Source organism: Streptomyces sp. NPDC043685 (genome assembly GCF_056436585.1).
In genome coordinates this window covers 301,122-327,184 of record NZ_JBWKCH010000008.1, presented here as the reverse complement: position 1 = coordinate 327,184, position 26,063 = coordinate 301,122, and the positions used below count along the sequence as shown (strand labels likewise).

Below are 26,063 nucleotides of genomic sequence, written 5' to 3'. Positions count from 1 at the left end.
GGCATGTGTCCCACTCCGGTGACCCCGCCGAGCCTCACGAGCCTCAGCATCACCCGGTCGACATCTGTGCGCACTCATGATCAAGTGAGCGGCTGAGGGTAAAACCGCAGGTTAGCGCAGCCTTTCCTTGCTGGCGAGGACGGAATTCGGAGCGTAGTTTTGGTGCTGTAAAACTCTGGAACTTGTCCAAAAGAGTGGGGAGTGGGGTTCTTTCCATGGCCATCATCGAGACCGAGGCGACGCTGCACGAGGCGCACCGGGACAACCACACGCACCGGGACGTGAACGGCGGCTGGCTGCGCCCCGCGGTGTTCGGTGCGATGGACGGCCTCGTCTCCAACCTCGCCCTGATGACCGGTGTCGCCGGCGGGGCGGTCGGCCAGCACACCGTCGTCCTCAGCGGACTCGCGGGCCTGGCCGCCGGTGCCTTCTCGATGGCCGCCGGGGAGTACACCTCCGTCGCCTCGCAGCGCGAGCTCGTCGAGGCCGAGCTGGAGGTGGAGCGGCGCCAGCTGCGCCGGCACCCGAAGGACGAGGAGGCCGAGCTCGCCGCGCTCTACGAGTCGAGGGGCGTCGAGTCGCACCTGGCCCGCGAGGTCGCCCGGCAGCTGTCGAAGGACCCCGAGCAGGCCCTGGAGATCCACGCCCGCGAGGAACTGGGCGTCGACCCCGGCGATCTGCCCTCGCCCACCGTGGCGGCGGTGTCGAGTTTCGGCTCCTTCGCGCTCGGCGCGCTGATCCCCGTCCTGCCGTATCTGCTGGGGGCGAGCAGCATGTGGCCGGCGGTGCTGCTGGCGCTGCTCGGGCTTTTCCTGTGCGGTGCCCTGGTGGCCAAGGTGACGGCGCGCAGCTGGTGGTACAGCGGCTTGCGGCAGCTGCTCCTGGGAGGCGCGGCGGCCGGTGTGACGTACGCCCTGGGCACCCTGTTCGGAACGGCCGTAGGATAGCGCGGCTCGGACTTATGCGAGGGACCGCATAAGTAGCCGTTACTCACTGGTTTCGAAGGTGTGGCCACCGGGCATGAGCCGTAAGCGCTGCGGGCAATGACGCTCGCCGCGCACCCCTCGGCGGGGTGGGCGACGACGCCTGTCCCGTCCCCGGGCCGGCGGAGACCGATCCGACCGATCGTTCCGTGCGGTCCCTCCACAGCTTCCACTGCTGGCGCGGCACCCCCGCCGCGCACCTGCGGTGTCCACATGCTGGAACGGATTATCCCGCTTCCCGAGAACCGCTCCATCATGTAACCTGCACGAAATTTTGCGATCACGCGAGGGCCAACGTCGTCCCTCGGCACTTGCTCCCCCAGCGCCTCAAGGGCCTGGGAGGTGCCCCCAGCCACCTGACGACGACGGGAGAGCCGATGCGTACGCCGCGCCAGCCGTCCCAGCATTCCGCGAATGGCCAGAACTGGTCCTTCATGGATGCTCGCCCTGCTGCGCAGGGTATGTACGACCCCCGCAACGAGCACGACGCCTGCGGCGTCGGCTTCGTCGCCACCCTTACCGGCGAGGCGTCCCACACCCTGGTCGAGCAGGCTCTGACCGTCCTGCGCAATCTCGAACACCGCGGTGCCACCGGCTCCGAGCCCGACTCCGGTGACGGCGCCGGCATCCTGTCGCAGGTCCCGGACGCCTTCTTCCGCGACGTGGCCGGATTCGAACTGCCCGCCGCCGGTTCCTACGCGGTCGGCATCGCCTTCCTGCCGGAGCACTCCACCGCCGACGCCGTCTCACAGATCGAGACGATCGCCGCCGACGAGGGCCTCACCGTCCTCGGCTGGCGCGAGGTGCCGGTCGCGCCCCAGCTGCTGGGCGCCACCGCCCGGTCGACCATGCCGGTCTTCCGCCAGATCTTCGTCAGCGACGGCGCCACAGCGCCTTCCACGGGTATCGCCCTCGACCGCAAGGCGTTCGTGCTGCGCAAGCGCGCCGAGCGCGAGGCCGGCGTCTACTTCCCGTCGCTGTCCGCGCGGACCATCGTCTACAAGGGCATGCTGACCACCGGCCAGCTCGAGCCCTTCTTCCCGGACCTGTCCGACCGCCGCTTCGCCTCCGCGATCGCGCTTGTGCACTCCCGGTTCTCGACGAACACGTTCCCGTCCTGGCCGCTCGCACACCCGTACCGCTTCGTCGCGCACAACGGTGAGATCAACACCGTCAAGGGCAACCGCAACTGGATGGTGGCCCGCGAGTCGCAGCTGTTCTCCGACCTGTTCGGCTCCGACGACAAGGCCATCGACCGGATCTTCCCGGTCTGCACGCCCGACGCCTCGGACTCGGCCTCCTTCGACGAGGTCCTGGAGCTCCTGCACCTGGGCGGCCGCTCCCTGCCGCACTCCGTGCTGATGATGATCCCGGAGGCGTGGGAGAACCACGACTCCATGGACCCGGCCCGCCGCGCCTTCTACCAGTTCCACTCCACGCTGATGGAGCCCTGGGACGGCCCGGCCTGTGTCACCTTCACCGACGGCACCCAGGTCGGCGCGGTCCTCGACCGCAACGGCCTGCGCCCCGGCCGCTACTGGGTCACCGACGACGGCCTGGTCGTCCTCGGCTCCGAGGTCGGCGTCCTGGACATCGACCCCGCCAAGGTCGTCCGCAAGGGCCGCCTCCAGCCCGGCCGCATGTTCCTCGTCGACACCGCCGAGCACCGCATCATCGAGGACGACGAGATCAAGGCCCAGCTCGCCGCCGAGAACCCGTACGCGGAGTGGGTCGAGGCCGGCGAGATCGAGCTCTCCGACCTGCCCGAGCGCGAGCACATCGTGCACACGCACGCCTCGGTCACCCGCCGCCAGCAGACCTTCGGCTACACCGAGGAAGAGCTGCGCGTCATCCTCGCGCCGATGGCCAAGGCCGGCGCCGAGCCGATCGGCTCGATGGGCACCGACTCGCCCATCGCCGCCCTGTCGGACCGCCCGCGCCTGCTCTTCGACTACTTCACGCAGCTGTTCGCGCAGGTCACCAACCCGCCGCTGGACGCCATCCGCGAGGAACTGGTCACCTCCCTGCGCTCGTCGCTGGGCCCGCAGGGCAACCTGCTGGAGCCGTCGGCCGCCTCCTGCCGCAGCGTTCTGCTGCCCTTCCCGGTGATCGACAACGACGAGCTGGCCAAGCTCATCCACATCAACGCCGACGGCGACATGCCCGGCTTCAAGGCCGCGACTCTGTCCGGCCTGTACCGGGTGCACGGCGGCGGTGACGCGCTGGCCGCCCGCATCGACGAGATCTGCGCCGAGGCCGACGCCGCCATCGACAACGGCGCCCGTCTGATCGTCCTGTCGGACCGTCACTCGGACGCCGAGCACGCGCCGATCCCGTCGCTGCTGCTCACCGCGGCCGTCCACCACCACCTCATCCGCACCAAGCAGCGCACCCAGGTGGGCCTGCTGGTCGAGGCCGGTGACGTCCGCGAGGTCCACCACGTCGCCCTGCTCATCGGCTACGGCGCCGCCGCCGTCAACCCGTACCTGGCGATGGAGTCCGTCGAGGACCTGGTCCGCGCAGGGACGTTCCTGCCCGGCATCGAGCCCGAGAAGGCCATCCGCAACCTCATCTACGCCCTCGGCAAGGGCGTGCTGAAGGTCATGTCCAAGATGGGCATCTCCACCGTCGCCTCCTACCGCGGCGCGCAGGTCTTCGAAGCGGTCGGTCTCGACGAGGCCTTCGTCGCCAAGTACTTCAACGGCACGGCCACCAAGATCGGCGGTGTCGGCATCGACGTCGTCGCCAAGGAGGTCGCCGCCCGCCACGCCAAGGCCTACCCGGCCTCCGGCATCGCTCCGGCGCACCGCGCGCTGGAGATCGGCGGCGAGTACCAGTGGCGCCGCGAGGGCGAGCCGCACCTGTTCGACCCGGAGACGGTCTTCCGCCTCCAGCACTCCACGCGCTCCGGCCGCTACGACATCTTCAAGAAGTACACCGAGCGCGTGAACGAGCAGTCCGAGCGGCTGATGACGCTGCGCGGCCTGTTCGGCTTCAAGTCCGACCGCAAGCCGATTTCGATCGACGAGGTCGAGCCGGTCTCCGAGATCGTCAAGCGCTTCTCCACCGGCGCCATGTCGTACGGCTCCATCTCCCAGGAGGCACACGAGACCCTCGCCATCGCCATGAACCAGCTGGGCGGCAAGTCCAACACCGGTGAGGGCGGCGAGGACCCGGAGCGCCTGTACGACCCGGCCCGCCGGTCGTCCATCAAGCAGGTCGCCTCCGGCCGCTTCGGTGTGACCTCCGAGTACCTGGTCAACTCCGACGACATCCAGATCAAGATGGCCCAGGGCGCCAAGCCCGGCGAGGGCGGCCAGCTGCCCGGCCACAAGGTCTACCCGTGGGTCGCCAAGACCCGCCACTCGACGCCGGGCGTCGGCCTCATCTCGCCGCCCCCGCACCACGACATCTACTCCATCGAGGACCTGGCCCAGCTGATCCACGACCTGAAGAACGCGAACCCGCAGGCGCGGATTCACGTGAAGCTGGTCTCCGAGGTCGGCGTCGGCACGGTCGCCGCGGGCGTCTCCAAGGCCCACGCGGACGTGGTGCTCATCTCCGGCCACGACGGCGGCACGGGCGCCTCCCCGCTCACCTCGCTCAAGCACGCCGGCGGTCCCTGGGAGCTCGGCCTGGCCGAGACCCAGCAGACCCTGCTGCTCAACGGCCTGCGCGACCGCATCGTCGTGCAGACCGACGGCCAGCTGAAGACCGGCCGCGACGTGGTCATCGCCGCGCTGCTCGGCGCCGAGGAGTTCGGTTTCGCGACCGCGCCGCTCGTCGTCTCCGGCTGCGTCATGATGCGCGTCTGCCACCTGGACACCTGCCCGGTCGGCATCGCCACGCAGAACCCCGTCCTGCGCGAGCGGTACGCCGGCAAGGCCGAGTACGTCGTGAACTTCTTCCAGTACATCGCTCAGGAGGTCCGCGAGATCCTCGCCGAGCTGGGCTTCCGCTCCATCGAGGAGGCCGTCGGCCACGCCGAGACCCTCGACGTCACGCGGGCCGTCGACCACTGGAAGGCACAGGGCCTGGACCTGGCGCCGCTGTTCCACGTGCCCGAGCTGCCCGAGGGCGCGGTGCGCCACCAGGTCATCGCGCAGGACCACGGCCTGGAGAAGGCGCTCGACAACCAGCTGATCAAGCTGGCCGCCGACGCTCTCGCCGCGGCCGGTGCCACCGACGCCCAGCCGGTGCGCGCCCAGGTGGAGATCCGCAACATCAACCGCACGGTCGGCACCATGCTCGGCCACGAGGTGACGAAGAAGTTCGGTGGCGCGGGCCTGCCCGACGACACCATCGACATCACCTTCACCGGCTCCGCGGGCCAGTCCTTCGGCGCGTTCGTGCCGCGCGGTGTCACGCTGCGCCTGGAGGGCGACGCCAACGACTACGTCGGCAAGGGCCTCTCCGGCGGCCGGATCGTCGTCCGCCCGGACCGCGCGGCCGACCACCTCGCCGAGTACAGCGTCATCGCCGGCAACACCATCGGCTACGGTGCCACCGGCGGCGAGATGTTCCTGCGCGGCAAGGTCGGCGAGCGGTTCTGCGTCCGCAACTCCGGCGCGACGGTCGTCTCCGAGGGCGTGGGCGACCACGGCTGCGAGTACATGACCGGCGGTCACGCGGTGGTGCTCGGCGAGACAGGCCGCAACTTCGCGGCCGGCATGTCCGGCGGCATCGCCTACGTGATCGACCTGGACCGTGACAACGTCAACGTCGGCAACCTCGACGCCGTCGAGGCGCTGGACGACACCGACAAGCAGTGGCTGCACGGCGTGGTCCGCCGCCACCAGGAGGAGACGGGCTCCACCGTCGCCGAGAAGCTGCTGGCCGAGTGGGACACGAACGTCGAGCGCTTCAGCAAGATCATCCCCAGCACGTACAAGGCAGTGCTCGCCGCCAAGGACGCCGCCGAGCGAGCCGGTCTCTCCGAGACCGAGACCCACGAGAAGATGATGGAGGCGGCGATCAATGGCTGACCCGAAGGGCTTCCTGAACCACGGGCGCGAGCTCGCCAAGTCCCGCCCCGTCGAAGAACGCGTCAAGGACTGGAACGAGGTCTACGTCCCCGGCTCGCTGCTTCCCATCATCAGCAAGCAGGCCAGCCGCTGCATGGACTGCGGCATCCCGTTCTGCCACAACGGCTGTCCGCTGGGGAACCTCATCCCCGAGTGGAACGATTACGCCTACCGCGAGGACTGGGCGGCCGCGCAGGAGCGTCTGCACGCCACCAACAACTTCCCGGAGTTCACGGGCCGTCTGTGCCCCGCCCCGTGCGAGTCGGCGTGTGTGCTCGGCATCAACCAGCCGCCGGTCACCATCAAGAACGTCGAGGTCTCGATCATCGACAAGGCGTGGGAGACCGGAGACGTCGCCCCGCAGATCCCCGAGCGCCTGTCCGGCAAGACCGTCGCGGTCGTCGGCTCCGGCCCGGCCGGTCTCGCCGCCGCCCAGCAGCTGACCCGCGCCGGGCACACCGTCGCCGTCTACGAGCGCGCGGACCGCATCGGAGGCCTTCTCCGCTACGGCATCCCCGAGTTCAAGATGGAGAAGCGGCACATCAACCGCCGCATCGAGCAGATGCGCGCGGAGGGCACCCGCTTCCGCACGGGCGTCGAGATCGGCCGCGACCTGAAGGCCACGGACCTGAAGAAGCGCTACGACGCGGTCGTCCTGGCCGTCGGCGCCACCACGGCCCGCGACCTGCCGGTGCCCGGCCGCGAACTCAAGGGCATCTACCAGGCCATGGAGTACCTGCCCCTGGCCAACAAGGTCCAGGAGGGCGACTTCGTCGCGCCCCCGATCTCGGCCGAGGGCAAGCACGTCGTGGTCATCGGCGGTGGCGACACCGGCGCCGACTGCGTGGGCACCGCCCACCGCCAGGGCGCGGCCTCCGTCACGCAGCTGGAGATCATGCCCCGCCCGAACGACGAGCGGCACCCGGTCAACCAGCCCTGGCCGACCTTCCCCATGCTGTACAAGGTCACCTCGGCCCACGAGGAGGGCGGCGAGCGGGTCTACTCGGTCTCGACGACCCACTTCGAGGGCGACGAGGACGGCAACGTCCAGTGGCTGCACCTGACCGAGGTGGAGTTCATCGACGGCAAGCTGACCCAGAAGCCGGGCACCGAGCGCAAGATCCCCGCCCAGCTGGTCACCCTCGCCATGGGCTTCACCGGCACCGACCGGGACAACGGCCTGGTCGAGCAGTTCGGCCTGGAGCTCGACGAGCGCGGCAACATCGCCCGCGACGCCGACTTCCAGACCAACGTGCCGGGCGTGTTCGTCGCCGGTGACGCCGGCCGCGGCCAGTCGCTCATCGTCTGGGCGATCGCGGAGGGCCGCTCGGCGGCGCGTGGCGTGGACCGCGCGCTCACGGGTGCCAGCGAGCTGCCGGCGCCGATCCGGCCGACGGACCGCGCGCTGATGGTCTGACGGTTCAGCCCCCAAGACGTCCCGTACAAAGGCGTACGGAACACTGACGGCGCCTGCCCCTTGTCCCCGACCGGACGAACGGGCAGGCGCCGTCGCCTTTCCGTCCGAGGTGCCTGCTGTCCGCCGAGGTACCTAGGTGCCGCAGGGTGCCACCCACGTCACGATCACGGCACCGGCGACGCACAGCACACCGAGAAGGGCGAGCCAGCGCGCGCACTCCACCAGCAGCCAGACGGTCTTCGTGCGCTCCTTCTCGTACCGCAGCAGCCTGCCCGCCTCCAGCAGGATTTCCTCACCGGGCCGTCCGTGCACGGCGATGACGCCCAGCCAGGAGGCGGCGATCAGGGCGAGGAACCCGGCGATCAGCAGCCCGATCACCCACCAGCGCGGGGTGTCCGCCAGCTTGCTCAGGTCCTCCTGGCCCTTCAGCACGAAGACCGCCGTGAGCAGGCCGGTGAGCGAGGCGAGGAAGTTGCGGTAGCCCTCCGCCTGCCGCATCGCCGCGTGCAACTGCCGGTCCGGAGAGGCCATGTCGCGGCCCCGGCGGTCCGCGTCCCTGAGCTGCTGCGGAGTGGGCGTGAAGGTCATGGCGTGGCTCCGGCGGACGGCCCGGACGTGGGCGGGGGAGCGATGGCCAGCAGCGCACCACAGCCCCGCGGCTCGCTCGCGGGACGGTTCATGTGCAACGTGCGGCACTCGCACATCGTGTAGTACGGCTCGGGCCCCGGCTCCTTGCGCCGGCCGAGGAAGCCGCCCTTGGCGACCGGGGGCTGCCCGAAGACCCAGGTTCTCGTCATGGGGCAGCTGCAGACCGGGCAGGTCCCGGAGGCTTCGTACGAGGCGTCGTCGCCGTTCCTCCGCACGACCCAGCGGAACGTGAGGACGGCGGGGTGGACGGCGTCGGCGTCGTACTCGATCGGTGGCGTCACTCGGTGGTGCCTTCCAGGGGGGCTTCGGTGGGGATGCCGAGGGAGAACAGGTCCGCGTACACGGCCAGCCGCGCACGGACCTCGGCCTCGGTCAGGTCCGTCTCCTCCGCGCAGAGCGTGATGTGGTCCGTGGCCACGCTGCCGGACAGGGCGGGAGCCCGGCCGGTGAGCTGCTCGGTGAGGATGATCAGGTCCTGCCAGTCGGGAACACGGTCGGCCACCTCGCCCTCGGGCCTGCGGACGGTGACGTCCAGGCCGAGGCAGGCGAAGGGGGCGTAGCGGTCGTAGGTCGTGGCGAGGGTCCAGCCGAAGCGGCCGGCCGTGCGGACGAGTTCGAGGGGGCCGAGAAGGCCGGGGCCGAGCAGGCCGTCATCGAACGCCGTGAGATCGAACAGGTCAGGTGTGAAGTCCCGCAGCCCTGCGGCCTCGGGGGCGCAGGGATCACACGGGACTGCGGGAGCGCCCAGAGGGGCGAACCGGCTCAGATGCACGAGGGAACCGGCGAGCGTGCGGCGGGTGCTGCTGGCATGATGCAGCAGCCGTTGGATCGTGAGGTTCGGGGCGAATCCTTCCAGAGCCAGAAGTGCCCTGGTGTCCTCGGAGGTCGCGCGGAGATCGAGGACATCGGGGGCCGGCTGAGTAACGGAGAGCGGCAGGTGCAGATCCTCGCCGGTCAGCCTCGCTTCGACATCGCCGATGGAACACCGCTCCGAGACGCTGAGCTTGACGAGGGCGGCTGCGTCGACGTGCAACCCGGGCCCGCGCATCATCCCGCGAGAGGGGAACACCCGGGTCAGAGGGTGGCGCACGGACGCCAGCTGCCGGAGGGTCTCGCCCGTCAGCTGCTCGAAGTCGTCAGAGAGCAGACCGGCTGCCCTCAGCTGGCGCAGGATCTCCTCCGCCTCCCGCAGATCAACCCGGGACGCGTAGCGATCGAACGCGGAAGGAGCTCCAGGACCGGCAACGGCCCTGACGAACGCCCAGGGCGTGAGGCGCTCATGGGGGCTCCGGCGGATCGCCCGAAGCGTCTCGACGGCCAGTCGTGATGGAATCCAGTCGGCCACCTCCTGCGGGGGCGATGCCGCCTTGACTCCCGTCACCGGAGTGAGGTCGTTCACCCGCGTGGCCAGCTCGCCCGGTCGTAGCCCCAACTCCGCCGCCAACGTCAGCAGATCGACCAGGGAGAGGTCGTCACCGCGATACGACGACCTGGTCACCGGTCTGCCGGGGCGAACGAACAGGGCCCGTTCGGAGGACTCCAGGGGGCCGTGATCGAATGCCGCCCGCGACGGTTCCGCGAGCAGGGAGAAGCCGAGCGGACCGAAGCGCTGGATGAGTGCCGTCACATCGCGAAGCGACACGGTCGCGTCGGCTCGAGTGAGGAGGTCGATGACCCGGAATCCACCGGGCCACATGCCGGCTTCCGGGTTCAGCTGACCGTTCACCAGCAACGATGCGTCGAGCGGTGATGGAATAGCCGCCTGCAGGTCCTCGTCGAGCAGGGGCGGCGTCGGCAGTTGCGGCAGCCAGGCCCGCAACTGTTCCAGCAGAGTGACGACATAACCGAGCGGCATCCGGTGCCGCGCGGCGATCAGCAGCAGCGGCGCGTGCACGGCGGGCTTGCGAGAGACGACGGTGGTGCTGGTGCGCAGCACCGACCCGTATGCGATGCACAACTCGACCAGGGGCGGGGACGGCTGCACGGAGCGCAGGGCGCGCACGTCGGTGGCCGAGGGAATCTCGAGGCCCACGATCGCATAGCGCCGCAGTGCCTTGAGAGCATGCCCCACCGACACCACCGCGAGCCGAGCTGCGTTCAGGACCGTCTCCCACCCGTGCGGCTCGGAGCCCTTCGGAAAGAGGACGGCGTCCATACTGCTCGGTTCCGGGTATCCCGGAGGTAGGAACGGAGGCCCCGCGTCCGGCACGCAGAGCCGGGTGTCCTGCCACTTCTGCAACAGGGCGGACTCGTACTCCCCGCTGGTCGAACGCCAGGTGGAGCCGGTCGGGGAGCGGTCACCGTCAATGGGCAGGCACCCCGCGACCGCCAGACTCACCGCACGAGGCAGATGTCTGCGGCGCGAGGTCATCGGCGGATCGATGACGGCTGTCACGTCGCGGGGCAGTGAGTCGAGCACCTTGACGGCGAGCTGGGGCGAAGCGGTAGCCAGGTCCCAGAGCCACGACAGCGAAACCTCGGTCCACTGGTCCGCTGCCCGCTCTGCGGCCTCCAGGAGTTCGGCGGTCACTGCCTGCTGATCGCAGGAGATGAGTGTGTTGCGGTCTACGCTCGGTTCCGGCCGGTGCCGCTCACGCAGGTTGATGATCCGGCCCCAGATCTCCGGTCCGTCCTTGATCACCACACCGTCCAACAGCCACTGCCCCTGACCCTGTACGAGCCAGATGTCACGAGATCCCTGAACGGCCTCATACTGCCAGGGCTTGGGAGTCGGCGGGCTGAGCGTGCCTGGCTCCCAACGGCACTGCGCCACGGGGGAGTCGTCGTCATCTTTCGCGTACTCGCGGGCCTCCACCTCGAAGTCGGCCACCCACAGGAAGGACTGGAGGGTCCTGATCATCGACGGGTGCTGCGCCCGGTCCTCTCCCAGGTACAGCCGCACACGCGTCCCCCCGTCCAGCGCCACGTGTGGGTCCTCGCCGATCCGCAGCAGGCCCGAGCCCGACTGAATGTCGGCGCGCAGGGGTTCCAGCTGGAGTGCGCGACCGTAGTGGTCCACCGGGCTGGTCCAGACGACCACCTCCTCGGCCAGCATGAAGTAGCTGAACACGCCGATCCCGAAACGGGAATTGAGCGGCATCTCATCGAGTTCGGCGCGGCGCCAGTTGCGGCGCTCCTGGACGAACTCGGGGTCCTGCTCGTACCGCTTGCCGGCGCGGGCGAACATCGACGTCAGCTTGGCGCGGTTCATGCCGGAGCCGTTGTCCGTGCATTCGATGTAGGGCCGGCCCTCGACGTCCCAGCCCTGCGCGAACGAGATCCTCGGTTGCCAGTCCGGCCCGGGCCGTCCCTGCGCAGCACCGTACTGCCGGCGCATGTCGCGGTAGCGGCAGGCGTCCAGAGCGTTCTGGTACAGCTCGCGCACTGCCAGCATCGGATCGCCGTAGAGCTGCGTGCCCATCAGCAGGGGACGGATCTCGTCCTCTGCCAGCCGGAAGCGTTCCAAGGGCTGCTTGTACCGGTCGGCCGCAGGAACCAGCTGGTCGGTGGTGACTCGTTCGGGAAAACCGCGTAGCAGGGCCGGCGGTGTCGTGCGCTGCTTCTGCCATTCCTGGTGCAGGGAGGCGACGGTTGCTTCGGTCCGTGCGGCGAGCTCCTCGACGGCCACATGCAGTGCCGGATGAGGGCAGGGGAAGCGGACGGTGAGCGCGTAGGCGCAGTCGTCCGTCTCGCCGAGGGCCGTCACGTCGTAGCCGAAGTCAGCCGACAGAGCGGCGACGACCTCGGGCGGGTCCAAGGGCTCGTGTGCGCCGAGGTGGTCGACCAGCACGCTGGACATCCGGCGCGGGTCGGCGGCCTGAAGGCCGGCCGTCCACAGCAACCGTGCGAGATCCGAGGCGCGCCATTGGTTGCCGAGCACCGGCGGGTAGGTGTTCCAGTCGTCGGTACCGCGCGCGACGTTGATGCGCGGGCTGGAACTCGGGTGGACCGTCAGATGGCCGAGGACCTGGCGCACCTGGCCGTCGATGGTGAGCCTCGTAGCGTCCCGGACCGGCGCGGCCGGGGGGCCGTCGGCCGCGTCGAGAATCGCGTGCACCAACAGGTCGATGATCGCATCGACGGCCGGATAGTCGCCGGTGCGTTCCCACAGCGGGTCCCAGTCCGTGATGAAGCGGTGCCGCAGCCAGTGGTCAGCTGCGGTCGTCTGTTCCTTGAGGCCTCGGCGGCGCAGGGTGGCGATGGTACGCCTGACCTGCGAGTGCGCGCGGGACACGTCGTGGGCGGCGTCACGGACGAGGCGTTCGTGCCCTTCGAGGCCCTCCGCCGGGCTCTCGACGTCCATGCCCACGGGCATGGTCCTGCGCAGTTCCTCCAGCGCGAGGGCGATCACGCCCTCCTGGACGACGGGCGCGGCGAGCAGCGCCGCCGTCTCGGCCGGCGACAGCAGGTCACGGCCCTCCAGTCGGGCCCGCTTGACCAAGCCTTCCATTTGCTCGACCACCCGGACCGGATACGTGGGATCGGTCCAAGGATCGTCACGATGCGCACCCTCGGTGGAGAGGGAGTCAACGACGTGCTCCACGAGCGCGGCGAGCCGCTTCTTGACCCTCTCGTGTGCGTCAGGGGTGCCCGACGTGTGCTGCCACAAGCCGGACCGCTCGATCATGGTGGTCCACCGGTACGCCTCCTGCGCGCCTTCGCACAGCACGGGCCCGGGGCCGTCCGCATTGAGGCCGTGAGGAAAGTACCGCTCGACGACGGGGGGCTTGACACCCGCGTCCGAGGCGTTCCTGCGTACCGCCTGACGGGTGAATCCGACTAGATCTGCGAACGTCGTCGGCTGGGTCGTCGGCGTGAGCGCCTTGGCGAGTGCGCGGCCGAACCAGCTGCCTTCCTGAGGATCCGCGTAGGAGCGTTCGCCCTTGCCGCAGCTGTACAGCCAGTACACGTCCTCGGCGGCCGAGAGGACCGTCTTCCTGGCCTGCTCGACCGGCGGCGGGGGCTCCTCGGTGCGGCAGGTGTCCAGGCAGACCACCGCCGTCACACCATCGGGCAACCCGTCGAGCAGTCCCGCCGGGTCGGCGGGTATGAGAGTGCGGGCGAGTAGTGACCGGCTACCGGTGGGATCCGCACGGCCCGGCTGCGCGTCGGCGGGCAGGAGATGGTCGCGGCCGTCCACGGTCGTGCCGTGACAGGACAGGTAGAGGAACGCGATGTCGCCGGGGGAGCACAGGTCGAAGAACTCCTGGAGGGCGCCCAGCAGTCGCGCGCCGCCAGGGTCGTGCAACGGCCGTACCTCGTAGTGCGACTGACGCAGCGCACGCATCACCAGCTCGACGTCTTCGGAAGCGGACTCCAAGGCGGGAAACCGTCGGCCGAGCTGTTCGTCCTTCTCCAGCGCCGGAGTCCGCCCGACCCCCGCGACCAACGCCCACCGCCTGCCCCCGCCGACTCCAGCGTGCTCCGGTCCCACTCGTCCCCCTCATGTGCGAGTGGTCAATCATCGCAGAGCGGGCACCTTGTGCAGCCAGAAGTGCCATAGTCTCTGGGCCGGCCCGGTGATCGACAGGCCGGTTGCGAACGAGGAGGCCCGGATGGTCGCGATCAGCCTCAGCAAGGTCCAGGAGACCGCTCCCGCGTTGGTGGATCTCTACAAGAGCGCGGGGGTCTCGCTCCGCAAGCACGGCCTCGACGGCCTGCGCGCCGCGGTCTACCTCGTGGTCGACTACTCCGGCTCGATGAAGCCGTACTACAAGGACGGCAGTGTGCAGGCGCTGGCCGACCGGGTGCTCGGGCTGTCGGCGCAGCTGGACGACGACGGCAGTGTGCCCGTGGTCTTCTTCTCCACCGACGTCGACGCCGTCACCGACATCGCGCTCGCCGACCACCGGGGAAAGGTCGAGCGGATCGTCGCCGGGCTCGGGCACATGGGCAAGACCAGTTATCACCTGGCGATGGACGCCGTCATCGACCACTACCTCGACAGCGGGGCGACCGAACCGGCCCTGGTCGTGTTCCAGACCGACGGCGGGCCGATCAACAAGCTCGCCGTGGAGCGGTACCTGTGCAAGGCGGCCAGGCTGCCGTTGTTCTGGCAGTTCATCGGGTTCGGCGACCCGCGCAGCAAGCAGTTCGACTTCCTGCGCAAGCTGGACGAGCTGGCCGTGCCCGGCAAGCGGGTCGTCGACAACGCCGGCTTCTTCCACGCGGGGGAGGACCCCCGGAAGGTCTCGGACACCGAGCTGTACGACCGGCTGGTGGGCGAGTTCCCGAAGTGGCTCGTGGCCGCGCGGGCGCAGGGGATCGTGCGGGATCACGCCGTCCGCTGATCCGGCCGCTGGTCCCCTTGGCCCAACCCTCCCCACGCCCCGTTTGCACGGCCGTGACGCCGTGCCACGCTGGGAAGGATCCGACGGGGAGGCGACGACGTATGGGCGACGACGGCGCACGACGGGTGTACGGGACGGACTCCGGCCGGAGGCCTCCGGCCGGCACGGGCGAGAAGCTCGCCGACTGGGCGGACGGGCGGCTCGGGCTCTACGCCCTGGCCAAGGCCAACATGCGCAAGGTCTTCCCGGACCACTGGTCCTTCATGCTGGGCGAGGTCACCCTCTACAGCTTCGTCGTGCTGATCCTCACCGGCGTCTACCTCACCCTGTTCTTCGAGCCCAGCATGCAGGAGGTCGTCTACAACGGTTCCTACACGGAGCTCAACGGCGTCCTGATGAGCAAGGCGTTCGAGTCCACGCTGGACATCAGCTTCGACGTGCGCGGCGGGCTGCTGATCCGGCAGATCCACCACTGGGCGGCGCTGGTCTTCATCACCGGCATGCTGGTGCACATGATGCGCGTGTTCTTCACGGGCGCCTTCCGCAAGCCGCGCGAGCTGAACTGGCTCTTCGGCTGGACCCTGCTGATGCTCGGCATCATCACCGGCCTGACCGGCTACTCCCTCCCCGACGACCTGCTGTCCGGCACCGGCATCCGCTTCGCGCAGGGCGCGATCCTGTCGATCCCGATCGTCGGGACGTACCTGTCGTTCTTCCTGTTCGGCGGGGAGTTCCCGGGCGAGGACATCATCTCGCGGCTGTACCCCGTCCACATCCTGCTGCTGCCGGGGATCATGCTGGGCCTGGTGACCGCCCATCTGATCCTGGTCTTCTACCACAAGCACACCCAGTTCCCCGGCCCCGGCCGCCAGGAGCGGTCGGTCGTCGGGATGCCCTTCCTGCCGGTCTACATGGCCAAGGCCGGCGGCTTCTTCTTCCTCGTCTTCGGCGTCCTGACGGTGATGGGCGCGATCGCCCAGATCAACCCCGTGTGGGCCTTCGGCCCCTACCGCCCCGACCTGGTCACCACCGGCGCACAGCCCGACTGGTACCTCGGCTTCTCCGAGGGCCTGATCCGGGTGATGCCGGGATGGGAGATCAACCTCTGGGGGCACACCCTCGTCCTCGGCGTGTTCATCCCCTTCTCGCTGTTCCCGCTGATCCTGCTCGCGCTCGGCGTCTACCCCTTCATCGAGGCGTGGATCACCGGCGACAAACGCGAGCACCACATCCTGGACCGGCCGCGCAACGCTCCCGTGCGCACCGGGCTCGGCGTGGCCTGGCTGACCCTGTACGCGGTGCTGCTGATCGGCGGCGGCAACGACATCGTCGCCACCCATCTGCATCTGTCCATCAACGCGATCACCTGGTTCGTGCGGATCGGCGCGTTCGTGCTGCCGGTCGCCGCCTTCGTCGTCACGAAGAAGATCTGCATGGGCCTGCAACGCCGGGACCGCGCCAAGGTCCTGCACGGCAGGGAGACCGGCACGATCAAGCGGCTGCCGACCGGCGAGTACGTCGAGGTGCACGAGCCCCTCACCCAGGCCGATCTGTTCACGCTCACCCAGCATGAGCAGAACCCGCCGTACGAGGCCGGGCGCGAGGTCGACGCCGGGGGCGTGCGCCGCAGGATCAAGCGCTCCGAGCGGCTGCGTGCCCGGCTGGCGAAGGCCATGTTCGGGCCCGACGCGCGGATCGAGAAGCCGACGGTGGAGGAGTACCGGGAGATCACCAGCGGCGATCACCGGCACTGACGACCAGGGCCCGGCAGGCCTGGGGATCGCCCCAGGCGGTGCGCAGGGCCCGGGCCTTGGTCAGCCACAGGGACAGGCCGTACTCCGCGGTGTAGCCGATCGCCCCGTGCAGCTGGAGCGCGGTACGGGCGGTGGTGTACGCCGCCTCGCACGCGGCGGCCTTGGCGGCGGCGACGTCGGCGGGCTCCATGGTCAGCGCGGCGCCGAACACCAGCGGCCGTGCGAACTCCAAGGCGGTGCTCGCGTCGGCCAGCCGGTGCTTGACCGCCTGGAACGAGCCGACGGGCACACCGAACTGGGTGCGCCGCCTGACGTGCCGGACGGTGGTGTCGAGGAGTGCCAGGCCCACGCCGAGGGCCTGGGCGGCGGTGGCGAGCCGGGCCCAGGTGAGGGCGAATTCCGTGGGCGGGCCGAGGGTTTCGCCGCCGGGGGCGAGGAGGGTGAGGCGGCGGGCCGGGTCGAGGGAGGGGCGGACGGGGCCGTGGCCGGGGGAGAGGCGGACGCGGCCGCGCTCCCAGGCGAGGCGCAGGGCGGCCGCGTCACCGTCCAGGGCGTACGCCCCCTCGGGGGCCACCGTCGCCATGGTCTCCCCGGACGCCAGCGCGGGCAGCAGCCGCTCGGCCGTCCCCGGACCGGCCCCGGTCAGCAGCACCGCCGCCGCGACCGTCTCGACCAGCGGCCCGGGCACCGCGTGCCGCCCCAGCTCGACGAACGCGACGGCCAGGTCGACGGGGCGGGGCCCCAGCCCCTCGTACGCCTCCGGCACCGCCAGCGCGAACACGCCCGCCCGCGCCACCCGCGACCACAGCGCGCGCCCGCTCGTATGCTCACCCCGGCTCCAGTCCCGGATCACCGCCGGGGTGTCCGCCGCCGTCAGCAGGGCGTCCAGCGAGGCGGCGAAGTCCCGCTGCCCGGAGTCGAGGAGAAGACGCATCAGCGACGCCCCTTCGGCAGCCCGAGCAGGCGTTCGGCGATGATGTCGCGCTGGATCTCGTTCGTGCCCGCGTAGAGGGGACCGGCGAGAGCGAAGACATAGCGTTCCGCCCAGTCGGTGTCCGCCATCTCGCCCTCGGGGCCGAGCAGATCGAGGGCCGTTTCGTGCAGCGCGAGGTCCAGTTCGGACCAGAAGACCTTGTTGAGGCTCGACTCCGGGCCGACGCTCTCGCCCTCCAGGGAGCGGGAGGCGGCCGCGTAGGTGAAGAGCTGGTAGGCGCGGGCACCGATCAGGGCGTCGGCCACCCGGTCCCGCAGGGAGACGGGAGCGCCCCGCTCCCGCCACAGCTCCTCCAGCCGGCGCGCGGCGGCCAGATAGCGGCCGGGGGAGCGGAGCATCAGCCCTCGTTCGTTGCCCGCCGTCGACATCGCCAGGCGCCAGCCCTGCCCCGGGGCGCCGATCACGTCCTCGTCGGGCACGAAGACCTCGTCGAGGAACAGCTCGGCGAAGGCCGGCTTGCCGTCCAGGCGGGCGATCGGGCGGACCGTGACACCCGGGGCGCGCAGGCCGAACATCAGGTAGGTCAGGCCCTGGTGGGGCTTCGCGGTGTCCGGGTCGCTGCGGAACAGGCCGAAGGCGCGGTCGGCGAACGCGGCCCGCGAGGACCAGGTCTTCTGGCCGCTCAGCAGCCAGCCGCCGTCCGTGCGCACGGCCTTCGCCCGCAGGGACGCCAGATCGGAACCGGCCTCGGGCTCCGACCAGGCCTGTGCCCAGACGACCTCGCCCGTGGCCATCGGGGGCAGGACCCGGGCCCGCTGCTCCTCGGTGCCGTGGTCGAGGAGGGTCGGGGCGAGCAGCTGGATGCCGTTCTGGCCGACGCGGCCCGGTGCGCCCGCCGCCCAGTACTCCTCCTCGAAGAGCAGCCACCGCAAAAGCCCCGCGTCCCGTCCGCCGTACCGCGAGGGCCAGTGGACGACCGACCAGCGGTCCGCGGCCAGCCTCGCCTCCCAGGCGCGGTGCGCGGCGAAGCCCTCCTCGGTCTCCAGGGAGGGCAGGGCGTCGCGCGGGACGTGCGCGCACAGCCACGCCCGGGCCTGGGCGCGGAACTCCTCGTCCGCGGGGGAGAACGCCAGCTCCATGACCGCCCCTCCTTCCCTAACAAGTGTTTGGTAGGTTAGCGTGAGCCCATGACAGACGTCGAGAGCCCGTCGTACGTCCCGGGTCACGGTCTGCTGGAAGGGCGGACCGCCGTCGTCACCGCGGCGGCCGGCGCGGGCATCGGCGGGGCCACGGCGCGACGCTTCCTTGAGGAGGGCGCGCGGGTGCTGATCAGCGACGCGCACGCGCGGCGGCTCGCGGAGCACCAGGCGCGGCTGAGCGCGGAGTTCGGCGGGAAGTCGGTCGCCGCCGTGCCCTGCGACGTCACCGACGAGGCGCAGGTGCGCGCGCTCTTCGACACCGCCGTGGCCGAGCACGGGCGCCTCGACGTCGTGGTCAACAACGCCGGCCTCGGCGGTACGGCGGAGCTCGTCGACATGACCGACGACCAGTGGTCCCGCGTCCTGGACGTGACGCTGAACGGCACGTTCCGCTGTATGCGGGCCGCCCTGCGGCACATGAGGGGCACCGGCGGCGGAGTGATCGTCAACAACGCCTCCGTCGTCGGCTGGCGTGCCCAGGCCGGCCAGGCCCACTACGCCGCCGCCAAAGCGGGCGTGATGGCGCTGACCCGGTGCGCGGCCGTAGAGGCGGCCGCGTACGGGGTGCGGGTCAACGCCGTGGCGCCCAGCCTCGCCCTGCACCCCCACCTGGTGAAGGTGACCACGCCCGGGCTGCTCGCCGAGCTGACCGCCCGCGAGGCCTACGGGCGGCACGCCGAACCCTGGGAGGTGGCCAACGTGATCGTCTTCCTGGCCTCCGGCTACTCCTCGTACATGACCGGAGAAGTGGTGTCCGTCAGCAGCCGGCATCCCTAGGACGACAATGGACCCGTGCCTCCTACGAAGAAGAATCCCCAGGTGACCGCCACCGAGCCCACCGCGGGCGCCGCCGCCCGCGACCGTCGCGCCGAACTCCTCGGCACCGCCGCCGAGGTCTTCGCCGAACAGGGCTACAACGCCACCACCGTCCGCAAGATCGCGGACCACGCGGGGATGCTCGCCGGCAGCCTCTACTACCACTTCGACTCCAAGGAGTCGATGCTGGAGGAGATCCTGCGGACCTTCCTCGACGAGCTGTGGGACGGCTACGACACCGTCCTGGCCGCCGGGCTCGGCCCGCGCGAGACGCTCCAGGCCCTGGTCACCGAGTCGTTCCGGGAGATCGACCGGCATCGTGCCGCCGTCGCGATCTACCAGAAGGAGAGCAGGCAGCTCGTGGCGCAGGAGCGGTTCGCGTTCCTCGCCGAGTCGCAGCGCAGGTTCGAGAAGGCCTGGCTCGCCACGCTGGAACGCGGCGTCGCGGAACGGGCCTTCCGGGCCGACCTCGACGTCCGGCTCACCTACCGGTTCGTGCGCGACACGGTGTGGGTCGCCGCGTCCTGGTACCGGCCGGGTGGACAGCACAGCCCGGACGAGATCGCCCGGCAGTACCTGTCGATGGTGCTGGACGGGATCGCCGTACGCCCCTAGCCCCGATGCGCGGAGGACTTGTCATGGCCGAGGCCTACATCGTCGAAGCGGTGCGGACGCCCGTCGGGCGGCGCGGGGGAGGGCTCGGCGCGGTCCACCCCGCCGACCTCGGTGCGCACGTCCTCAGGGAGCTGATGGAGCGCTCGGCCATCGACCCGGCCGCCGTGGAGGACGTCGTCCTCGGCTGTCTGGACGCGGTGGGGCCGCAGGCCGGGGACATCGCGCGGACCTGCTGGCTGGCGGCCGGGCTGCCCGAGGAGGTGCCGGGCGTGACCGTCGACCGGCAGTGCGGCTCCTCGCAGCAGGCCGTGCACTTCGCCGCACAGGCCGTGCTGTCCGGCACCCAGGACCTGGTGGTCGCCGGCGGGGTGCAGAACATGTCGATGATCCCCATCGCCTTCGCCACCCGGCAGGCCGCCGAGCCGCTCGGGCTGACCCAGGGGCCCTTCGCGGGCAGCGCGGGCTGGCGGGCACGGTACGGGGACAAGCCGGTCAACCAGTTCGTCGGCGCCGAGATGATCGCCGCGAAGTGGGGGATCAGCCGCCGGGCCCAGGAGGAGTTCGCGCTGCGCTCCCACCGGCGGGCGGTACGGGCGGCCGACGAGGGCCGCTTCGCCCGCGAGACCGTCCCGTACGGGCAGGTCACCGCCGACGAGGGGCCGCGCCGCGACACCTCCCTGGAGAAGATGGCCGGGCTCCGGCCCGTCCTCGACGGCGGCACGGTCACCGCCGCCTGCTCCTCCCAGGTCTCCGACGGGGCGGCGGCGATGCTGCTGGCCTCCGAGCGGGCCGTGCGCGACCACGGCCTCACCCCCCGCGCGCGCGTGCACCACCTCTCCGTGCGCGGCGAGGACCCGATCCGGATGCTCACCGCCCCCATCCCGGCCACCGCGCACGCCCTGAAGAGGACCGGCCTGACCATCGACGACATCGACCTCGTCGAGATCAACGAGGCCTTCGCGCCGGTCGTCCTGGCCTGGCTGAAGGAGACCGGCGCCGACCCGGAGCGGGTCAACGTCAACGGCGGCGCGATCGCCCTCGGTCACCCCCTGGGCGCGACCGGCGTCCGGCTCATGACGACCCTGCTGCACGAACTGGAGCGCACCGGTTACCGGTTCGGCCTCCAGACCATGTGCGAGGGCGGCGGCCAGGCCAATGTGACGATCATCGAACGGCTGTGAGCCGCGCCAGCGTCTCGTCGGCCTCCTCCATGATCCGCTCCACCAGCTCCGCGCACGACGGCAGGTCGTCGATCACCCCGGCGACCTGCCCGGACGCCATCACCCCCAGATCCGTACGGCCGTCCACCATCGCCGACTTCAGCAGCATCGGCGTGTTCGCCGCGAGCAGCACCTGACTCCAGGACAGGTCCCTGCCGCGCTTGAGCGCCAGCCCGTCACGGACCAGCTGCCGCCGGGTCAGCCCGGACAGTCTCCGGAACCCGGCCGCCGCGCGCACGGCCCGCACCAGCGCCCGGGCCCGGCCGGCGTCCTCCAGGGCGGCCACCAGTTCCGTACGCAGCATGCGGTGCGGGAGGCCGTCCACCGCCCGGGTCACCGTCACGTCCCTCACGGTCGCCGCGAGGTACCGCGCCTTCACCGCGTCCGGCACGGTCGAGTCCGAGGTCAGCAGGAACCGCGTGCCCATCGCCACGCCCGCCGCCCCGTAGGCCAGGGCGGCGGCCAGCCCGCGCCCGTCGAAGAAGCCGCCCGCGGCGACGACCGGGATCCGGACCGCGTCCACCACCTGGGGCAGCAGCACGGTCGTGGTCACCTCGCCGGTGTGCCCGCCGCCCTCCGCGCCCTGCACGAGCACCGCGTCCGCGCCCCACGCCTGGACCTTCTCGGCATGCCGCCGCGCCCCCACGGTCGGCATCACCACCACCCCGGCCTGTTTGAGCTCGCCGATCAGCTCCCGGGAGGGGGCGAGGGCGAAGGAGGCGACCCGGACGCCCTCCTCGATCAGGATCCGCACCCGGTCGCCCGCGTCGGCCGCGTCGGCGCGCAGATTCACCCCGAACGGCGCGTCGGTCCGGGCCTTCACCTCCCGGACGGCCGCGCGCAGCCGGGCGGGCGTCATCGTGGCGGAGGCCAGGATGCCGAGGGCGCCCGCGTTCGCCGTGGCGGAGACCAGCCGGGGTCCGGCCACCCAGCCCATTCCGGTCTGCACGAGCGGATGACGGACGCCGGTCAGCCGGGTGAGCGCCGTCCCCTTCATGCGGCGACCCTTCTCATGCGGCGACTCATCAGACGGCTCCTTCCCGCGCGGCGGCTTTCCGCTTGCGGCGCCTCGCCTCGTGCGGCGGCCCCTCGCGCGGCCCCTCCCTCACGCGGCCACCTCCCTCGTCCGCGCCCCGCGCGTGTCGACGACCTCGCGGATCAGCCGCAGCTCCTCACCGGTCGGCTCCCTGGTCGGCGGCACCTCGTCCGGCACGGTCAGCTCGAAGCCCGTGGCCTCGCTGACCTGCTCGACCGTGACGCCGGGGTGCAGCGAGGCCAGCCGCATCGAGCGGTCCGGGGTGGCGAAGTCGAAGACGCCCAGGTCCGAGACGACCCGCGGGATCCGGTGGTACCGCGCCCCGGCCGCACGGTCGTAGCCGACACCGCAGACCATGTCGACCCGCTCGACGAAGACCCGCCGGGAGTGCCTCGGGATCCAGTAACTGGTCGGATTGTTCAGCGTGTTGACCGGCGCACCGCGCACCCCGAGCAGCTGCTTCCTCGGCCGCTCCCAGTCGCCGACGCACGAGATGTTCTGGTTGCCGAACCGGTCGATCTGGCTCGCGCCCATCATCACGTGCCGCCGCCCGCCGGTGACCCAGGCCAGATGCTCCCGGTACGGCAGCCAGCCCTCGGGTGTCCCGTCCGGGCGGACGAGCATCGCCTCGCCGTCGGTCAGCAGCAGGTCCGGCGCGAAGGTGAGCCGGGCCAGCCGCGCGCCGATCGAGGGGATCGGCCCCATGGGACTCGCCAGCACCTCTCCGGCACCCCGCCAGGCCTCGGCGCAGGCGATCACGCAGTACTCGGCGCGGGTGGGGCCGGTCATGTCCCCTCCCTGACGGCCGACTGGTACGCCCGCTCGTCCCCGCTGAGGAACCCGGCCTCGAAATCGGGCCAGGGCGTGGTCGCGTACCGCTGCTGGAAGGCCTCGTCCCGGCCGTAGTCGGGCGCGCAGGAGGTGAAGTGCGCCCCGTGCGGGGACTCGACGACCCCGGTGACGGTGTGCCGCTTGATCAGCAGGGTCTGCGGCGGGCCCTCCTTCGTCAGCTCGGCCGTGTCGACGATCCGCTCGCAGCTCACGTACGCCGTGTCGGCCGCCGCGCAGAACAGGTCGTCGAAGTACGGGTCGGGGCCCAGGTACTGCCCGTTGCCCGAGCGGTCCGCGCGGTTGATGTGCACCAGGGCCGCGTCCAGCCGCAGGGCGGGCACGGCGACGAACGTCTCCCCGTCCTCATAGGGCGAAGTGACCGTCCGCAGAGCGGGGTTGACCCGCATCACGTCAGAGCCGAACCCGGCCCGCACCGGCAGGAACGGGAGCCGGTTCGCCGCCGCGCGCAGGCCCCACAGGAACATCGCCTCGTCGATCTCCGTCAGCGTGAAGGCGCCCCGCTCACGGGCCGCCCGGTAGTGCGGCTCCAGGGGGATCGAGTCGAGCGTGACGAAGGCCGTCACCAGATGCCGGATCCGCCCGGCCGCGGCCAGCATGCCCACGTCCGGCCCGCCGTACGTCACGACCGTCAGGTCGGTGATCCGCGACCTGAGCAGCGCTCTCACCAGGGCCATCGGCTTGCGGCGCGAGCCCCAGCCGCCGATGCCGAGGGTCATGCCGCTGGCCAGCCGGGACACGGCCTCGTCCGCCGACATGGTCTTGTCCCTCATCGCGCTCCCTCCTGCCCCGCGTGGCCGAAAGTGCCGCGCACCCGCGCGCCCACCCCGCTGAGACCTGCCTCGAAGGTGAAGCCCTGCTCGAAGCGGTAGCTGCGGCGCACGTCCACGGGGTCGATGCCGTTGAGCGCCGCCTTGGCCAGGCGGAGCAGCCGGCCGTCCTTGGCGGCGATCTCCCGGGCCAGCTCCAGGGCCGCGGCCCGCAGGGCGTCGCGCGGCACCACCCGCCACACCGACCCGTGCGCGTGCAGCTCGGCCGCGCTCACCGTGCGCGCCGTGTAGTACAGCGTCCGCATCAGATGCTGGGGGACGAGCCGGGCCAGGTGGGTGGCCGCGCCGAGGGCGCCGCGGTCCAGCTCGGGCAGCCCGAACACCGCGTCCTCGCTCGCCACGACCGCGTCCGCGTTCCCCACCAGGCCGATGCCGCCGCCCAGGCAGAAGCCCTGCACCGCCGCCACGACCGGCACCTCGCACTCGTAGACCGCCGCGAACGCCTCGGCGCAGCCGCTGTTCACACCGCGCAGCGCACTGTGCTCGGGGTCGTCCGCCCGCAACTCCTTGATGTCCACGCCCGCGTTGAAACCGCGCCCCTCGGCGGCCAGCACCACGCACCGGACCTCGGCGTCACGTCCGGCCGCCCGGACCGCGTCGGCCAGGGCGAACCAGCCCGCCACCGGCAGGGCGTTCACCGGTGGGAAGCCGACCGTGATGACGGCGACGCCCTTTTCCGCGCGCGAGGTGGAGACACCCATGGCCGCATCAGCTACCTTTCCACCAAACGTTTGTTAGGTGGAAAGGTAGCAGCGCATGGAGCTGGACGGGAAGGTCGCCGTCGTCACGGGCGGGACCCGGGGCGTCGGCGCCGGTATCGCGCGTGCCTTCGCGCAGGCGGGCGCCGAGGTCGTGGTCTGCGCCCGCCGGCCGCCCCGAGTCCCGCTCCCCGGCACCGAGTTCGTGCCGCTGGACGTCCGGGACGCCGACGCCGTGGGACGCCTGTTCGCCGGTCTGCCCCGGCTGGACGTCCTCGTCAACAACGCGGGCGGCGCACCCCACCGGCTGCTCACCGAGGCCGGGCCGGACCGGCACGCGCGCGTGGTCGAGCTCAACCTGCTCGCACCGCTGACCGTCTCCCTCGCCGCGTACGACCTGCTGCGGCGCGCCAGGGGCTCCATCGTCATGATCGGCAGCGTCAGCGGGACCCGCCCCTCGCCCGGGACCGCCGCCTACGGCGCCGCCAAGGCCGGCCTGGAGAGCCTCGCCCGCTCGATGGCCGTGGAATGGGCGCCCGGCGTCCGGGTCAACACCCTCGTCGTGGGCATGGTCCGCACCGAGCGGTCCCACCTGCACTACGGCGACCGGGACGGCGTCGCCGCCGTCGCCCGCACGGTCCCGCTGGGCCGTCTCGCCGAGCCGTCCGACGTGGGCAGCGCGGCGGTGTTCCTGGCGTCCGGCGCCGCCGCGTACATCAGCGGGGCGAGCCTGCTGGTGCACGGCGGCGGGGAGCGCCCGGCGTTCCTGGACGCGGCCACCGCCCACCACCCGCCCGTCGCGAACGAGGAGAACTGACATGAGCGGACTCTGCGCGGGCCGGGTCGTCGTCGTCACGGGCGCGGGGCGGGGCCTCGGCCGGGCCCACGCGCTCGCGTTCGCGGCCGAGGGGGCACGACTCGTCGTCAACGACCTCGGGGTGGGCCTCGACGGCACGCCCGAGCCCGACGGCCCCGCCGCCCGGGTCGTGCGGGAGATCCGCGCGGCGGGCGGCGAGGCGGTGGCCCACGGCGGCGACATCGCCACGGCCGAGGGCGCCGCCTCGCTGATCCGCACGGCCCTGGAGACGTACGGCCGGCTCGACACCCTCGTCAACAACGCGGGCTTCCTGCGCGACCGGATGCTGGTCAACCTCGACGAGGACGACTTCGACGCCGTCGTACGCGTCCACCTCAAGGGCCACTTCCTGCCCCTGCGGCACGCGGCCGCCCACTGGCGTTCCGAGGCCAGGTCCGGCCGCCGGCCCGAGGCCCGCATCGTCAACACCAGCAGCGGAGCCGGGCTGCTGGGCTCGCTCGGGCAGGGCAACTACAGCGCCGCCAAGGCCGGCATCCTAGCCCTGACCCTGGTCGCGGCCGCCGAACTGCGCCGCTACGGCGTCCAGGTCAACGCCATCGCCCCCGCCGCACGCACCCGGATGACGGAGCGCGCCTTCGCGGACACCATGGCCGCCCCCGGCTCCGGCTTCGACGCGATGGCCCCGGAGAACGTCTCGCCGCTGGTCGTCTGGCTGGGCTCGGCCGCGAGCGCCGGGGTGACGGGCCGGGTTTTCGAGGCGGCGGGCGGCCGGATCACCGTCATGGAGGGCTGGAGGCCCGGACCGAGCGCCGACAGGGGCGGCCGGTGGAGCCCGGCCGAGGCGGGGGAGCGGGCACGGAAACTGCTGGCCGAGGCGGCCGAACCCGGACCGGTGTACGGCACCTAGTGCGGCGATTCGGCCGCCGGCTCCCG

Annotated in this window: 19 protein-coding genes; 10 read left to right on the top strand and 9 right to left on the bottom strand. The window is 71.4% G+C overall.

Annotation, left to right across the window (positions count from 1 at the left end; translation table 11 throughout):
- Positions 1 to 215 precede the first annotated feature (215 nt).
- The 3 genes from AC0665_RS26900 to AC0665_RS26890 all read left to right on the top strand — a co-directional run bounded on the left by AC0665_RS26900 (position 216) and on the right by AC0665_RS26890 (position 7,424).
- Entirely contained in the window at positions 216 to 947 is a 732-nt protein-coding gene (locus tag AC0665_RS26900; RefSeq protein ID WP_478607297.1) for a VIT1/CCC1 transporter family protein, read from the top strand.
- A 413-nt stretch (positions 948 to 1,360) separates the two neighbouring features.
- Positions 1,361 to 5,968: a glutamate synthase large subunit gene (gene gltB / locus AC0665_RS26895; protein ID WP_478705937.1), complete on the top strand. Its 4,608-nt coding sequence runs from the start codon at positions 1,361 to 1,363 to the stop codon at positions 5,966 to 5,968.
- On the top strand, positions 5,961 to 7,424 hold the full coding sequence (locus AC0665_RS26890; RefSeq protein ID WP_363120127.1) for a glutamate synthase subunit beta: 1,464 nt from the start codon (positions 5,961 to 5,963) through the stop codon (positions 7,422 to 7,424). The genes gltB and AC0665_RS26890 overlap by 8 nt, the downstream gene beginning before the upstream one ends.
- 132 nt (positions 7,425 to 7,556) lie before the next feature.
- Here AC0665_RS26890 and AC0665_RS26885 read toward each other — a convergent pair whose 3' ends face one another.
- Genes AC0665_RS26885 through AC0665_RS26875 form a run of 3 tightly spaced genes read right to left on the bottom strand, consistent with a single transcriptional unit; the run spans position 7,557 to position 13,392 of the window.
- Complete coding sequence (locus AC0665_RS26885; RefSeq protein ID WP_468411212.1) at positions 7,557 to 8,012, bottom strand: hypothetical protein; 456 nt, start codon at positions 8,010 to 8,012, stop codon at positions 7,557 to 7,559.
- Positions 8,009 to 8,353 carry a hypothetical protein gene (locus AC0665_RS26880; RefSeq protein WP_468411210.1) on the bottom strand — a complete coding sequence of 115 codons (345 nt, stop codon included), beginning with the start codon at positions 8,351 to 8,353 and terminating at the stop codon, positions 8,009 to 8,011. Before AC0665_RS26880 ends, AC0665_RS26885 begins: the two co-directional genes overlap by 4 nt.
- A complete protein-coding gene (locus AC0665_RS26875; protein ID WP_478705936.1) occupies positions 8,350 to 13,392 on the bottom strand; it encodes an HD domain-containing protein in 5,043 nt (1,680 codons plus the stop codon). Before AC0665_RS26875 ends, AC0665_RS26880 begins: the two co-directional genes overlap by 4 nt.
- Before the next feature lie 235 nt (positions 13,393 to 13,627).
- On the opposite strand from AC0665_RS26875, the gene AC0665_RS26870 reads away from it, so the two are divergent.
- A complete protein-coding gene (locus tag AC0665_RS26870) occupies positions 13,628 to 14,362 on the top strand; it encodes a vWA domain-containing protein (RefSeq protein ID WP_478705935.1) in 735 nt (244 codons plus the stop codon).
- Between the two features lie 101 nt (positions 14,363 to 14,463).
- Positions 14,464 to 16,116 carry a cytochrome bc1 complex cytochrome b subunit gene (gene qcrB / locus AC0665_RS26865; RefSeq protein ID WP_478705934.1) on the top strand — a complete coding sequence of 551 codons (1,653 nt, stop codon included), beginning with the start codon at positions 14,464 to 14,466 and terminating at the stop codon, positions 16,114 to 16,116.
- Here the strand turns inward: qcrB and AC0665_RS26860 are convergent.
- Complete coding sequence (locus AC0665_RS26860; RefSeq protein ID WP_478705933.1) at positions 16,091 to 17,050, bottom strand: acyl-CoA dehydrogenase family protein; 960 nt, start codon at positions 17,048 to 17,050, stop codon at positions 16,091 to 16,093. The two genes, qcrB and AC0665_RS26860, sit on opposite strands and share 26 nt — an antisense overlap.
- On the bottom strand, positions 17,050 to 18,189 hold the full coding sequence (locus AC0665_RS26855; protein WP_478705932.1) for an acyl-CoA dehydrogenase family protein: 1,140 nt from the start codon (positions 18,187 to 18,189) through the stop codon (positions 17,050 to 17,052). The genes AC0665_RS26860 and AC0665_RS26855 overlap by 1 nt, the downstream gene beginning before the upstream one ends.
- Before the next feature lie 48 nt (positions 18,190 to 18,237).
- Between AC0665_RS26855 and AC0665_RS26850 the strand changes: the two genes are divergently transcribed.
- Genes AC0665_RS26850 through AC0665_RS26840 form a run of 3 tightly spaced genes read left to right on the top strand, consistent with a single transcriptional unit; the run spans position 18,238 to position 20,861 of the window.
- The gene (locus AC0665_RS26850) at positions 18,238 to 19,026 is read left to right on the top strand and encodes an SDR family oxidoreductase (RefSeq protein ID WP_478705931.1); all 789 of its coding nucleotides are present in this window, start codon (positions 18,238 to 18,240) and stop codon (positions 19,024 to 19,026) included.
- Between the two features lie 15 nt (positions 19,027 to 19,041).
- Entirely contained in the window at positions 19,042 to 19,680 is a 639-nt protein-coding gene (locus AC0665_RS26845; RefSeq protein ID WP_468411196.1) for a TetR/AcrR family transcriptional regulator, read from the top strand.
- A 23-nt stretch (positions 19,681 to 19,703) separates the two neighbouring features.
- Positions 19,704 to 20,861, top strand: coding sequence for an acetyl-CoA C-acetyltransferase (locus tag AC0665_RS26840; RefSeq protein ID WP_478705930.1), 1,158 nt, complete (start codon positions 19,704 to 19,706; stop codon positions 20,859 to 20,861).
- Here the strand turns inward: AC0665_RS26840 and AC0665_RS26835 are convergent.
- From AC0665_RS26835 to AC0665_RS26820, 4 genes are all read right to left on the bottom strand, one after another.
- Positions 20,845 to 21,897: an NAD(P)H-dependent flavin oxidoreductase gene (locus AC0665_RS26835; RefSeq protein ID WP_478705929.1), complete on the bottom strand. Its 1,053-nt coding sequence runs from the start codon at positions 21,895 to 21,897 to the stop codon at positions 20,845 to 20,847. The genes AC0665_RS26840 and AC0665_RS26835 overlap by 17 nt on opposite strands.
- A 108-nt stretch (positions 21,898 to 22,005) precedes the next feature.
- Positions 22,006 to 22,725, bottom strand: coding sequence for a CoA-transferase subunit beta (locus tag AC0665_RS26830; protein ID WP_478705928.1), 720 nt, complete (start codon positions 22,723 to 22,725; stop codon positions 22,006 to 22,008).
- Positions 22,722 to 23,558, bottom strand: coding sequence for a CoA transferase subunit A (locus AC0665_RS26825; RefSeq protein ID WP_468411188.1), 837 nt, complete (start codon positions 23,556 to 23,558; stop codon positions 22,722 to 22,724). Before AC0665_RS26825 ends, AC0665_RS26830 begins: the two co-directional genes overlap by 4 nt.
- Positions 23,555 to 24,316, bottom strand: coding sequence for an enoyl-CoA hydratase family protein (locus AC0665_RS26820; RefSeq protein ID WP_478705927.1), 762 nt, complete (start codon positions 24,314 to 24,316; stop codon positions 23,555 to 23,557). The genes AC0665_RS26825 and AC0665_RS26820 overlap by 4 nt, the downstream gene beginning before the upstream one ends.
- A gap of 55 nt (positions 24,317 to 24,371) precedes the next feature.
- On the opposite strand from AC0665_RS26820, the gene AC0665_RS26815 reads away from it, so the two are divergent.
- Positions 24,372 to 25,130, top strand: coding sequence for an SDR family oxidoreductase (locus AC0665_RS26815; protein WP_468411184.1), 759 nt, complete (start codon positions 24,372 to 24,374; stop codon positions 25,128 to 25,130).
- 1 nt (position 25,131) lies between these two features.
- Complete coding sequence (locus AC0665_RS26810; protein WP_468637487.1) at positions 25,132 to 26,037, top strand: SDR family oxidoreductase; 906 nt, start codon at positions 25,132 to 25,134, stop codon at positions 26,035 to 26,037.
- Positions 26,038 to 26,063: the final 26 nt, after the last annotated feature.